This is a genomic window from Sporosarcina sp. P18a, from assembly GCF_002743135.1.
Lineage (GTDB): Bacteria > Bacillota > Bacilli > Bacillales_A > Planococcaceae > Sporosarcina.
Genome location: NZ_PDYQ01000002.1, coordinates 54,039 through 67,120, shown reverse-complemented (window position 1 = coordinate 67,120; position 13,082 = coordinate 54,039). Strand labels below are relative to the sequence as shown.

At 42.1% G+C, this 13,082-nt stretch carries 9 protein-coding genes; 6 read left to right on the top strand and 3 right to left on the bottom strand.

The features are described 5' to 3' along the window. Positions 1–147 precede the first annotated feature (147 nt). Together CSV75_RS07970 and CSV75_RS07965 are read left to right on the top strand one after the other, a co-directional pair. Positions 148–2,409 carry an S-layer homology domain-containing protein gene (locus CSV75_RS07970; protein ID WP_144034771.1) on the top strand — a complete coding sequence of 754 codons (2,262 nt, stop codon included), beginning with the start codon at positions 148–150 and terminating at the stop codon, positions 2,407–2,409. Positions 2,410–2,531: 122 nt separating this feature from the next. After that, positions 2,532–3,680 carry a polysaccharide pyruvyl transferase family protein gene (locus CSV75_RS07965; RefSeq protein ID WP_099675406.1) on the top strand — a complete coding sequence of 383 codons (1,149 nt, stop codon included), beginning with the start codon at positions 2,532–2,534 and terminating at the stop codon, positions 3,678–3,680. A gap of 80 nt (positions 3,681–3,760) precedes the next feature. Here CSV75_RS07965 and CSV75_RS07960 read toward each other — a convergent pair whose 3' ends face one another. After that, positions 3,761–4,435, bottom strand: coding sequence for a LytTR family DNA-binding domain-containing protein (locus CSV75_RS07960; RefSeq protein ID WP_233191622.1), 675 nt, complete (start codon positions 4,433–4,435; stop codon positions 3,761–3,763). Positions 4,436–4,636: 201 nt separating this feature from the next. Here CSV75_RS07960 and aceA point away from each other — a divergent pair, with 201 nt between their 5' ends. Both aceA and CSV75_RS07950 read left to right on the top strand, forming a co-directional pair. Next, a complete protein-coding gene (gene aceA, locus CSV75_RS07955) occupies positions 4,637–5,917 on the top strand; it encodes an isocitrate lyase (protein WP_099675405.1) in 1,281 nt (426 codons plus the stop codon). Positions 5,918–6,143: 226 nt separating this feature from the next. Next, positions 6,144–7,313, top strand: a complete 1,170-nt coding sequence (locus tag CSV75_RS07950; RefSeq protein WP_099675404.1) for a pyridoxal-phosphate-dependent aminotransferase family protein — start codon at positions 6,144–6,146, stop codon at positions 7,311–7,313. A gap of 175 nt (positions 7,314–7,488) precedes the next feature. On the opposite strand, the gene CSV75_RS07945 is transcribed toward CSV75_RS07950, so the two are convergent. Both CSV75_RS07945 and CSV75_RS07940 read right to left on the bottom strand, forming a co-directional pair. Further along, entirely contained in the window at positions 7,489–9,162 is a 1,674-nt protein-coding gene (locus CSV75_RS07945) for an N-acetylmuramoyl-L-alanine amidase (protein ID WP_099675403.1), read from the bottom strand. Between the two features lie 216 nt (positions 9,163–9,378). Beyond that, positions 9,379–10,287: a C40 family peptidase gene (locus tag CSV75_RS07940; protein ID WP_099675402.1), complete on the bottom strand. Its 909-nt coding sequence runs from the start codon at positions 10,285–10,287 to the stop codon at positions 9,379–9,381. Positions 10,288–10,579: 292 nt separating this feature from the next. Here CSV75_RS07940 and CSV75_RS07935 point away from each other — a divergent pair, with 292 nt between their 5' ends. Continuing rightward, the gene (locus tag CSV75_RS07935; protein ID WP_099675401.1) at positions 10,580–11,680 is read left to right on the top strand and encodes a glycosyltransferase; all 1,101 of its coding nucleotides are present in this window, start codon (positions 10,580–10,582) and stop codon (positions 11,678–11,680) included. Further along, positions 11,673–12,956 carry a murein biosynthesis integral membrane protein MurJ gene (gene murJ / locus CSV75_RS07930; protein WP_099675400.1) on the top strand — a complete coding sequence of 428 codons (1,284 nt, stop codon included), beginning with the start codon at positions 11,673–11,675 and terminating at the stop codon, positions 12,954–12,956. Before CSV75_RS07935 ends, murJ begins: the two co-directional genes overlap by 8 nt. Positions 12,957–13,082: the final 126 nt, after the last annotated feature.

Below are 13,082 nucleotides of genomic sequence, written 5' to 3'. Positions count from 1 at the left end.
TTCCTTACTTATTTCGTTCAAACGGTACATGAAAAAATAGGCCTTATTTGATAGACTAGAGATTGATAGGAGTAGGAAAGGTGGAGTTGTGTTATCGTACAAAATACTTTGCTGTCTCGCACGAAGCGGAAAGTAGTCGTTACCGCTATGTCGGCAGCTATGCTAATTTCATTGCCATTCTCAGCGGCAGCCAGCACGAAAGTCGTTTCCAGTTACCCCGTGTCTTCAGGTGTTACGTATTCTCATTATACATATTCAGCAAGTAGTCACATCAATCACATAGGCGTGGATCTCAGTGATCCGTTCACGAAATTAAAAATGGGTCTTCCCGCGCCTATTTCGAAAACTGCCCCCACATTGACATTGGCAAATCGGGATTCAAAAGAGGGCCATCGCGTTGTGGGTGCAGTAAATACTTCGTTTTTCGATATGAACACAGGTATGCCGATGTATCTGTTATCTGAAGGTAATGAAATCGTGAATGGCGGTGTCATCTCGAGTGCGAGCTCATTCTATGTCAGCCATCCGATTGCATTTGGAGTGACGCGTAACGGTCTTTCGGAAATTGATTACTTCAATCTAGGAATTGAAGTGGGAGTCAATGGTAATACCTTTCAAATGACCGGTCTTAACCGGGAGCGGCAAGCGGATGAAACCATTATCTTCACGCCACAGCATGTGAAAAGCGCAACGGGTTCCAATGAATATGGTATTGAATTAGTTGTTGAAACGAGTGCACCGATCACATCGACACATTATGGCCAGCAACTCCAAGGTAAAGTGGTCAAAGTCCGAGGATATGGAGATAAACAGGCAGTAACGATACCGAAAAATGGTTTTGTCGTATCTATCCATGGAAAAAAAGGATTGGAACGATTCAAATCCGTCGCTGTTGGAGATCCGCTATCATTGAGTCTATCAATCGATGATAAATGGAAAGACTCGGAATTCATGATGGCGAGTGGCCCGATGCTTGTGAAAGATGGTCAACGCCATATTACAATGGATACGAATAACTGGCGTGCAACAGCAAAGACGGCAAGAACCGCTATTGCGATCAGTAAAGATAAAAGGCAAGTTCATATGGTGACGGTTGATTCAAGGGCTGGATATAGTAACGGGATGACATTGATCCAATTTGCAAATTATCTTGTATCTCAAGGATATGATCGCGCATTGAACTTTGACGGTGGCGGGTCCACTACGATGGGAATTCGCAACTACGGTAGTAACCAAGTAGTATTGGCTAATCGTACATCCAATTCGACTCAACGGAATATCTCAGCTATTCTCGAAGCGGTAAGTACCGCACCAACAGGACAACCAGCATACGTAAGTGTTTCCCGTTCTCAAATGGGGGAAATGTTGGTCGGTGCAACTGCCGATCTGAAACTTAATCATGTATTGGATGCGCATTATAATCCGATTGTGCCGAATGCTTCTCAATTGAAAACAACGTCTGCAAAAGGAACGGTTGAAGGAACAGGTCTGACCTATAAAGCGGTTCAGGCAGGAGAGGATCGCATCAGCGTCAACTACGGATTAGCTGAACAATCTTTCCCAGTCACGGTCATTGACCAGCCTGCAAGACTCGACGTGAAATCTTCTGCAACAAGCGTCAAGCCAGGTGAGAAAATTACATTTACTGCTACTCCGGCAGATGCTTCCGGTAAACCGATCATCTATCAACCGCAACAATTAGTGTGGAGCGTTACAGATGCTATTGGTACCATCACTTCTTCTGGAACATTTACAGCAACAAAAGTAGGAAAAGGACACGTACAGGCGACTCTCGGCAAGAAAGTGATATCTGTACCGGTTGAAGTGAAGTCAACCGAAGCACCGCCTAAGCCCGTGCCACCTATTGTAGATAACCCGAGTAAAGAACTGTTCAAAGATGTACCATTGTCGTATGCTTACGCGACAGAAATCTATTACTTACGTGACCGTGGTATTATCAATGGAGATACTGACGGAACTTTCAATCCGGGTAACACGTTATCAAGAGAACACGCGGCTTTGATTTTAAGCCGAGCTTTCAATTTACCACCGGCTGAAGAAGCGCGTAAAGAATTCAATGATGTGCCAAAGACCCATCGTTATTACAATGAAATCAGTGCAATCGCCAATGCCAATATTGTAGGCGGCTATTCTGACGGGTCCTTTAATCCGACAGGACAGTTGACTCGTTCGCAAATGGCAATGATTTTAGTTAAAGCCTATAGTCTAGAAGGGGAGTCTGCGAAGGAATTCATAGACGTCTCACCACAGCATGGTGCGTACAAGCAGATTCATATTCTGGCAAACCACGGGATTACTACTGGAAATGAAAACGGGGAATTCATGCCAGGTAAGCCGGTCAACCGTGCCCAATTCAGTGCATTCCTATATAGGAGTATAGAAAAGTAAGTATAGAAGCCTTCCGATCCTTGACGTATTCCTGGATTGGAAGGCTTCTCTGTCTTTTGAATACACTATAAAAGGTCACTCTGCTATACTTATAGCAAACGAACTGCAGAGGATGGTATAAATTGAAAATAGGAATAGTAGGGAACTATGGAAATGATAATAACGGCGATGAAGCCATTTTATTGAGTCTTATTTCACAAATTACATCGACCTTTAATGTCCCAAGTGACGTTATTACGGTATTCAGCAATAATCCGAAGCAAACAGCGAAGCGCTATCAGGTGATGAGTGCGCCTTTATATTATAAAAAAGGTAACGCAGTGAAAACATTCGGTGCTACGTATCTTCAAAACAAAAAGATTGTTAAAACGTTCGACTTGCTGATTATAGGCGGTGGCGGAATTTTAATGGATCTGTATAAACGTGAAGCACCATTATACGGATCATACGCTATGATGGCTAAGAATTCTGGTGTTCCGTATGTCATTTATGGCTGTGGAGCCGGGCCCCTCAGCAGTGAGTTAGGCAAATGGTTCATCCGGTACATGGGTAAACATGCGGAAAGTATTTCAGTGAGAGATCCTGAATCAGCTGAACTTTTGAAGTCAGTTGGTGTACAAAAATCTGTAGAAGTCATAGGGGATCCGGCATTTTCATTAAAACGTGAGCGCAAAGCTACAGCTGATTGTCCGCTGAAAGTCGGCATTACAGCTGTACCATATTATCATGCCGGTTACTGGCCGGAGAGCAAAGAAGATATTTATCAACAATATATAGAAGGAATGGCGAGAAATTTAGATGAATTAGCGGCTAAACACCCCGTCGAAATCACATTCTTCGCTACCAAGTTCCCTCAAGACGCTGATGTTACGAAAGATATTCAATCCTTAATGAAGGAAGCTCAAAAAACTACTGTAATCGATCGAAATTTATTACCAGTGGACTTACTGCAAATTTCTGCCAAACAAGATATAGTAATTGGCACAAGACTGCATTCGTTGATCCTAGCAACGTGTACGGAAACACCTGTTATCGCAGTCTGCTATCACCACAAAGTGACGGACTTCATGAAACTTGCAGATCTATCAGAAGTGGCTATTCCAATTGGCGAAATGCATAAAGCGGACGACCACTTCTCCAAAGCTTTTGACTCGTTAGCGGCAGACTGGAACGATACGTGTACAAAAACCGCAAAACTTTCCGCTTCCTTATATGAGAAAGCGATGAAAGGGACCAAACAATTTACTGACGCGATAAAAAAAAACAAATAAAAAAGCATATGAAATGAATCATATGCGTTGACTGAAGATCCATCCTCAATGAATAGGTAGGGGCTTCAGTCTTTTTTATATTAAAATCCTAAAAGCGCTCGCACTTCATTCAAATACGTCTGACTAACTGGCAACTCCGTACCATCGATGAGCTTAATTACCAGATTCGAAGAAAAATCCCGTGAAATTTTCTCGATGCAATTCATATTAATAATGTATGAACGATGAATACGTAGGAAACATCTCGGCAAACGAAGGTGTAAATCTTTCAGCGTAAAACTAATATTATAATTCTCACCCGCTGTGTAAAACCATGTTTTTTTATGTAAACTTTCTATATAACTGACTTGATCTAAAGGGATCGGGAACCACTCATCCTCTTTCTTTCCTGTTAGGAACTGTAACTGATCTTTTTTCAGTACGTGGAAGTTAGGCGGAAGGATGATGATTAACGCGCCATCTTCTCCTTGTACATCAATAGGATAACCAATACCGAAGTAGGATGTACCATAAAGAGAGTTATCCATGATCACTTCCACTTTGCGCTGATTTTTGATCGTCACTTCGGCGATACTACCGGTCTGGATATGCTGCCCTTCTCTCAAATGAATATCATGCATACCTGGAACGTAGTAGATATAGTGATCGGAAACTGCGATAGCTATAGAAGCGTCTTTTGGAACCCAGTCCTCTAAAACAGAAGCGTATTGATTCAGAATTTTCTTTGGGATATCTTTATTTTCCATAATCTTCATAAAATCCCCTTTTTATATAGTTATAGTCCAATGTATGCCCTTTCATCCATTCTATCATTCTTTCATCCGCTAAAAAAGCCTTTTTGTCGAAATGGACTGACAATTCTGAAGTACTGTTATATAGTAATACATAACGAAGATAGCTGTTATGAAACAGACTGTAACAGTTAGCCGTTGAAAAATTGGGAAGGTGTGAAGATAATGTCAACAAGACAAGAACAAATTGCACAACTGGAGAAAAGCTGGGCTGAAGATAGCCGTTGGAAAGGAATCAAACGTAACTACACTGCTGAGGACGTAGTTAAACTAAGAGGTTCACTTCTAATTCAAAATACACTAGCTGAAAAGGGTGCTGCTCGCCTTTGGAAATCTCTTCATGAAGAAGATTTCATTAATGCACTAGGTGCACTTACGGGTAACCAAGCAGTTCAACAAGTTAAAGCTGGTCTACAAGCAATCTACCTAAGCGGATGGCAAGTTGCTGCTGATGCAAACCTTGCAGGACAAATGTATCCTGACCAAAGTTTATATCCAGCAAACTCTGTACCTGCAGTTGTTAAACGCATCAACCAAGCACTTCAACGTGCTGACCAAATCGACCATGCTGAAGGCCGTGAAGACGGATTTGATTGGTTCGCTCCAATCGTAGCGGACATGGAAGCTGGTTTCGGTGGTCCATTGAACGTGTTTGAACTGATGAAAGGCATGATCGAAGCTGGAGCTGCTGGTGTTCACTTGGAAGACCAATTAGCATCTGAAAAGAAATGTGGACACTTGGGTGGTAAAGTACTTCTTCCAACTCAAAACGCAGTTCGCAACCTATCTGCTGCTCGTCTAGCTGCTGACGTTCTAGGCGTGGATACAGTAATCATCGCGCGTACAGACGCTGATGCTGCGGATATGGTCACTAGTGACATCGATCCAGTAGATGCGGAGTTCCTGACTGGAGAGCGTACGCCTGAAGGATTCTACAAATCTAAGCCAGGCATCAAACAAGCAATTGCACGCGGTCTAGCGTATGCAGAATATGCTGACCTAGTATGGTGTGAAACATCTCACCCATCACTTGAGGAAGCACAAGAATTCGCTGATGCAATCCATGCGAAATTCCCTGAAAAAATGCTTGCATACAACTGCTCACCTTCATTTAACTGGAAAGCAAACTTGGATGATGCAACAATTGAAAAGTATCAAGTTGAACTTGGTAAAATGGGCTACAAGTTCCAGTTCGTTACACTTGCAGGTTTCCACACATTGAACCACAGCATGTTCGAATTGGCACACGGCTACAAGACTCGCGGAATGGGCGCTTATTCAGAGCTTCAGCAAGCTGAGTTTGACAACGAAGCAAAAGGCTACACTGCTACACGTCACCAACGTGAAGTAGGTACTGGTTACTTTGATGAAGTGGCACAAGTAATTTCTGAAGGTCAATCTTCAACAACTGCTATGTCTGGTTCAACTGAAACAGCACAGTTCTAATAGCGGCATTGCTTTACCGAACGTGACTTTTGGGAGAAAGTCTCGTTCGCTGCAACAAAGGGGTATTCATATGATAACGGGGTCACATCATCTTTCATCAGATGGAGTGAAATGTAGAGGGAATTGGATATTTACATCCAATTCCCTCCTTTTCTTTTATTTGAAAAATTTAGATAGTTTGTATAGTATAAGAGATATGTACTTCATTCAGAGGAGGAATTAAATGATGAGAAATAAAGAGATGCTGTTAATCCCTGGACCCACACCAGTAGTGGATTCTATTTATGATGCAATGGCGAGTGAGACATGGTCGCATACGGATCCGCGCTTTGTCAAAATCTATAAACATACTATTGATCAGACGAGGGAAATCTTTAATACAGACGGCGAGGTATTTGTAGTCGCTGGTTCAGGCACGATCGGAATGGAAATGGCAATTGTGAATACGGTGGCAGAAGGGGAAAAAATTCTCGTCGTTAGCCAAGGATATTTCGGCGACCGCTTCATAAAATTGGGACAAGCATTCGGTGTTCAAGTGGATGTATTGCAATCCGAATGGGGTCAGCAAGTCTCCCCTGAAGAAATTGACAAGAAATTATCTGAAGGTACTTATAAAGCGGTAACTGTGACACATGCAGATACTTCGACTGGAGTAAGGATTGATTTGGAAGCAGTTGTGCCGGTTATTAAGAAGCATGGCGCTCTTGTCATCGTAGACGGTGTTTGTGCAACTACTGCGATGGATGAGGACATGAGTAAGGAATACGGTGGAGCAGGCAACACAATTGATATCGTCTTGACAGGGTCACAGAAAGCCATTGGCGTTCCACCAGGCATTGCGCTTGTCGCGTTTAATCAGAAAGCTTTGGAAGCTCGTGCGGCTATGGAGCGTGTGCAAGCTTACTATTGCGATATTTATAATTGGATTCCAATCATGCACGATCCTTCAAAATATTTCGCAACGCCTGCTGTAAACTTAGTGTATGCGCTAGAAGAAGGACTACGTATCGTATTAGAAGAAGGGCTAGACGCACGTATTCAACGCCATCAGGCATTCGGCCGTGCTGTTCGACAGAGTCTAGCAGTCTATGGTATGAAGGCGATTGCGTCAGAAGAAGTGGCGGCGCCAACATTGAGCTGTATTTTGTATCCTGAAGGTATTGATGACGGAAAGTTCCGTTCGGCTATGGCGGAGAAAGGTACGGTTCTATCCGGCTCACTCGCTCATTTGGCTGGAAAGGCGTTCCGTATCGGACATATGGGGAATACGACAGCGGATATGTTAGAGAAAGCAGTTATGCAAATTGGTGAAACGTTGAACGAGATGGGTCATAAAGTAGATATTTCTAAGGCACAAAATGTTTTTGCTAAAGAGGTTAATCAGCTGATTGGCTAATGAAATGATCCGTTATGGGGAGCTTGCTTCTTATAACGGTTTTTTTGCTTGAGAAGTGGGGTGAGGAGTTGGGTAATGAACCATAACTTGGCTCATATCAGCGCAGAATCGCCAGTCGTCCAACAATAGGAACATATAAAAAGCCTCCCAGAATATATCTAGGAGGTGGATGACATTATTGCTTGCTGTAATATTGATATAGACCTGTGTAGATCGCATCAGCATAAATATTCAAATACTGTTCACTTGTCAACTTCGCAAAGTCCTGAGAATTTGTAATGAAGCCTAACTCCACAAGCACAGCAGCTACGTTATTATTTTTGATTACATAGAAACCTTTATTCTTTACACCACGATCAGACATATTCGCCTTTTGCACAATATTACGCTGGATGAATGAAGCCAAATCGCGACTTTCTGTTGCATTTACGTTGGAAGAAGAATCATAGAAAACTTCCGCTCCTTTTGCAGCAAAACCTGCTGCGTTCACATGAATGGAAACGAATGTTTCTGCAAAATTCTTCTTGGCAAAATCCGTACGTGCTTGGAGCGAGTAATACGTATCATTGGAACGCGTCATTAACACTTTAGCACCAGCATTCTTTAACTTCGCTTCGACTTTCTTTGAAACGTTCAGTGTGATCGTTTTTTCGGATTGACCATTTTTGCCTGCGCCTGGATCATGTCCGCCGTGACCAGCATCGACAACGATGATACGATCTTTCAATGGATTACCTGTTTGATTCAACAATTTCAAATAGGTCTTGTGCACATAACCGGTTGTGCTACCAGTGCGAATCTTTGCCCAGTATCCCGAAACGGACAAGACTTCTACTTTTTGGCCTGATTGAAGCTTACCAACAGTAGGTGCACTAGAATTACCTGCAGAACGCATATTTAAATTATTGACAGTCACTTTACCCATTGTTTTCGCAACGGGCGTCGGCTTCGGTGTAGTGACAGGTGGTGGTGTTGGTGCTGGTGTATTCGGTTTCGCTTCATTTAGATTAGTTGTCGTAAAGTATTCATGGATATAACCTTCTACACCATTGATATTTACTTTCAACCAAATGCCTTGATTGCCTGTTACTTCTACTACTGTACCGTTAGGCAACACATGGATAATAGCAGAAGACTCAGAAGGTGCGCTACGCACGTTCAATGGATCTGAATCATCACCAGTGGCTACGCGCACATACTTCACGCTTGATTGTTGGTCTGGAGTTTTAACAGTCAATGCGAACTGCTTGTCCATCGCACGTGCAACGAATAATGCAAATTGTTTACGTGTTAATAAATTATTCGGTAAGAATTTCTTATTGTCGCCTTGTGTAATACCTGCGTAATACAAACCATTGATACGATCAGCGTATTTGTGATTTTTCACATCATCCATGCCTAGAGGTTTTTGGCTCGTTACTTTTTCGGATAAGTTAAACGCCACTGACATCGCGTAGGCCATTTCATCGCGTTTAATTTCTTCGTTCGGTTTGAAGTTGTTTGCATCAGTATTAGGGAAGTATCCTTTTTGAAGGGCAATGTTAGCAAACTTGTATTGTTCACTAGTTGTCTTCAGTCCGTTAATTTCCATGTTTTTTAATTGTGTATTTTGTGTACCAGTTGCCATGACGAGCATCTTCGCAACATGTGAACGTCGTAAGTTATCTTGAGGATTGAATTTAGGTGTTTGATTAATAATCCCTTTTTCCGCTATGTAATGGACTTCTTTGAAATATTCACTGTTGGCGGGGACGTCGGAAAACTTGAAGCTTGCAAATGACTGAAGAGGTGAGAGAGCTAAGATAGTTAGCAGCAACAGACCGACTGTTGCCCATTTAAATTGTTTCATGAGATCCTCCTTAATATATAATGTATTACTAGACTCATAGGTTCATTTTACCAGTTATGAAAACTAATTACTAGATATTTTCGTCATGGTTCGTAAATTAGAAATAGTATAATTATGATTCTTCATTACTACTTAAGGAGAGGTGGTACGGAAGTGGGAGATAGAGGTGAATTAAGAGAAAACCGAATGTTCTAGTTTGAACATTCGGTAGGATCATCAATTATTTATACGCTCGATGAATTTATTTAGTTGACCGACTGATACTTTATCTGACAATCCAAATGTACCGTCTAGGTAACCAGTTGTAATTTCGTGATAGAATAAAATGTTGATATATTCTGTTGCCCAGTGTCCAGTGGGAACATCAGAGAATTTCGCAATAGCAGAACCTCTTAATTCAAATGCTCCGACTAAAACTTTTGCCATTTGAGCACGAGTTAATTCTTTATTTGGATTGAAGTTACCTGCATCGCCAGAGAAAATATTCGCTTCAGCGACTGCGGATATTGCTTTATAGTGGGGATTTGATTCATCCACGTCGTTAAATGTCATAGTAACAGTTGTCATATCAAGATCTAACTTTTCTGCAAGTACCTGTGCAATTTCACCGCGAGTGGCATACACAATTTCTTTAACTGGAGCAGACGCTGCAACCTTGTTCTCTGTACTTACATTATCAGTGAAGTTCGCTACGCGACGTGCACCGATATAACGGCTCTTCCAGTAGTATGGATCATCCAATGAGGATACCATGACGCCTTTACTAACAGAAGCATGAATAAAGTTATTAGCCCCTACATAGATGCCGACGTGTGATACGCCGCGACCTGACGTATTGAAGAATACGAGGTCACCAACTTCTAGATTGCTTTTAGCAATAGAAGTGCCGATTCCGATTTGCTGACCAGTCGTTCTCGGAATAGAAAGGCCTTCTTCATTGAATACGTATTGCGTGAATCCTGAACAATCAAAAGCCGTTGGGGTTGTCCCACCTAAACGATAAGGTGTTCCCATATATTTTTTTGCGGTGCTTACTAATGATGTTGGTGAGTTTGCGGAAGCAAATTCTGGTACGAATGAAAAGAATAGTAGACTTGCCATGACCAGAGTGAATAGACGTTTCATGCTGTGCTCAAATTCCCCTTTCACGCAATCACTGTTGCGCTTTGTAATCTAGGAATATGTTAGCACGAATAAACATGGGAATTATTACATTTATATTACAAGAAAATTACACGCTGACATATGAATGAAATGTTCATATGAATAACTCACGACATTTCCCCTAATCAGAATAAATAAGATAGTCAGTTTATGGACGTTATGACGTTATATACGCGTAGTATGTGGTATAATCATTCAACATATCAAAGTGCTTAGTAGATTATGACAGTAAGTAATAAAGGATGAGTTATGCGTGCCTAAAGTAGTAGTATTTAGTAATATGTATCCTTCCACGGAGCATCCAACCTATGGAATTTTTGTGAGAAACCAAGTGGAACAATTAAAAAATGATGGCGTAGATGTGAAAGTTATCGCCATACATGATCCCGGTAAAGGAAAGATCGGGAAGATAACCAACTATCTTTCATGGGGAATACAATCCCTTCTATACGTTTTACAGCATAAAAAGAAAATTAGTATCACACATGCGCATTACGCGTTTCCTACTGGAATAGTATCGTTGCTTGCAAAGAAATTATGGAAGATCCCGTACGTTGTGACAGTGCATGGTGGAGATTTAGATAAAATGGCAAAAAGAAGTGAACGTATCGCAAAATTTACGAAACGCATTTTACAAGAATCTTCAGGGGTGATTACCGTTGGAGAGAAGTTGCGAAATGATGTCATTACGGATTATGGAATAGCCCCTAGCAAAGTAGAAATCATGAGTATGGGGGTGGATACGAGTGTCTTCAAGCCAATGGCTCAAGAGGAAGTTCGGCTTTTACTGGACGTGCCGTTGAATGAACGTGTAGTGCTTTTTGTAGGAAACGTTATTGAAGCAAAAGGTGTCATGGAATTGATCGATGCATTTACACAATTACAAGAGACCTATGACGATCTTCTTCTATATATAGTAGGTTCGCAAAAGGACCAGCGTTTTACAGCGGAAGCGTTAGAAAAAGTCGGCAACAACTCGGGCATTCGCTTTAAAGAGCCTGTCAGCCAGACTGAACTTGCGAAATGGATGTCAGCAACCGATATTCTCGTGTTACCTTCTTATCATGAAGGTTTTGGCTTGGTGGCGCTCGAAGCGCTTGCCTCGGGAGCCAAAGTCGTAGCAACGAATGTGGGAGGCCTTCCTTATTTGTTAAAAGACGATGTCGGAACGTTAGTCGAGCCACGTAACGCGCAAGCCTTGGCTGCTGGACTCGAAGAAGCACTTGCGAATGAAGTGACAAGAGAGCAACATGAAGTCACGCAACAAGTGATTCAGCAACATTCTTCAACAGTAATCGTCCAAAGGTTGAACGATATCTATGAACAGAATGGAAAGGATCTTCCAAATGAGTAAATTATTCAAGATCATTGGCACTGTCGCTATCATTAATATTGTCGCCAGATTGTTTGGTTTCGGGCGGGAAGTCGTGATTGGCATACAATATGGTACTTCGACAGTAGCGGATGCCATCGCGACAGCGTATACGATTCCGAACTTCATTTATCTAGTGCTCGGTGGAGCGTTGACGACTGCCTTTATATCGATCTACCATTCAGCGAATATGGATAGACCCTTATTTGTACGCAAAGCGTTCACGACAGTGGTGATGACTGCTACACTCGTTACATTAGTACTTATCGTTTTGACGAATCCGATTTTAAACCTATTCTTTAAAGAGTTAAGTGAGGAAGACTATACATTAGTAAGAAATCTCTTCCTTTGGATGATGCCTTCTTCTATTGTATTGGTCATGTCAACATGGATGAGTGGATTATTAAATATCAATGACCGCTTTCAGTTATCAAGTCTCGCGATCTTATTGTATAACGCAGCATTTGTTGCGGTGGGCTTTGCGCTAACAAAATGGCTGGGTCCCGAATCCTATGGCGTGGGCGCGATGGTCAGTGCGATCCTAATGGGGCTCTTCCTGTATTGGGGTATCAAACGTGCAGATCTTTCCTCTCTGAAACCTTCATTCGGCATGCCGACGGATATTAAGAGAATGTGGTGGCTCGCCCTGCCCATTTTATTCGGTGGCGCATCATTGCAGTTTTACTTCATTATTCACCGTATTGCGGCGGGGGGATTAGGGGAAGGTGCGATTTCTTCTATTAACTACGCATCGAAACTGACGGGCTTTCCACAAGCGATTCTCATGACGGCTGTGACGACGGTTATCTATCCGATGCTCGCGAAGAAAGAAGGCGAGGGGGATACAAATACGGTCAAGGCGCTTTACAAGAAAGGCATGCTCTACATGGTCGCGTTACTATTGCCAGCGACGGTGTTCTGCTACTTCCTAGCCGAGCCGCTCATCCGATTAGTATTCGGTTATGGGAATTTCGATGAGAAGTCCGTTATGCTGACGGTGCCGGTGTTTAAAGTATTCGCTTTGTCGATGTTTTTCTTGGCGGCCAATACGTATGTCACTCGTTTTTATTATGCAAAAGGTAATTCGATCACACCTATTATCTTTAGTTTGATCAGCGTGTTTGGAATTAATATTGGTATTATTTTTGCGTTTGTTGATCAGATGGGTGCGCAGGCCATTGCATATGGTACTGTCATCAGTGCTGCAGTGAACTTCCTTTTACTTGCGGGGTATGCTCGGTTTAAATGGAAATTGTAATGATATGAAAAAAGCTTTCACTCAGTTGAGTGAAAGCTTTTTTGTGTTGGCAGTGCAACTGAAGAGGTCGCTGTCCTCACTAACACGCTGCTGAATAATTTATACGGTGAACCAGACAGGACTTAG

Coding starts and splice junctions, on each gene's coding strand:
- CSV75_RS07940 (WP_099675402.1), bottom strand. CDS start 10,287: ATGAAACGTCTATTCACTCTGGTCATGGCAAGTCTACTATTCTTTTCA.
- CSV75_RS07970 (WP_144034771.1), top strand. CDS start 148: ATGTCGGCAGCTATGCTAATTTCATTGCCATTCTCAGCGGCAGCCAGC.
- murJ (WP_099675400.1), top strand. CDS start 11,673: ATGAGTAAATTATTCAAGATCATTGGCACTGTCGCTATCATTAATATT.
- CSV75_RS07950 (WP_099675404.1), top strand. CDS start 6,144: ATGAGAAATAAAGAGATGCTGTTAATCCCTGGACCCACACCAGTAGTG.
- aceA (WP_099675405.1), top strand. CDS start 4,637: ATGTCAACAAGACAAGAACAAATTGCACAACTGGAGAAAAGCTGGGCT.
- CSV75_RS07960 (WP_233191622.1), bottom strand. CDS start 4,435: ATGAAGATTATGGAAAATAAAGATATCCCAAAGAAAATTCTGAATCAA.
- CSV75_RS07945 (WP_099675403.1), bottom strand. CDS start 9,162: ATGAAACAATTTAAATGGGCAACAGTCGGTCTGTTGCTGCTAACTATC.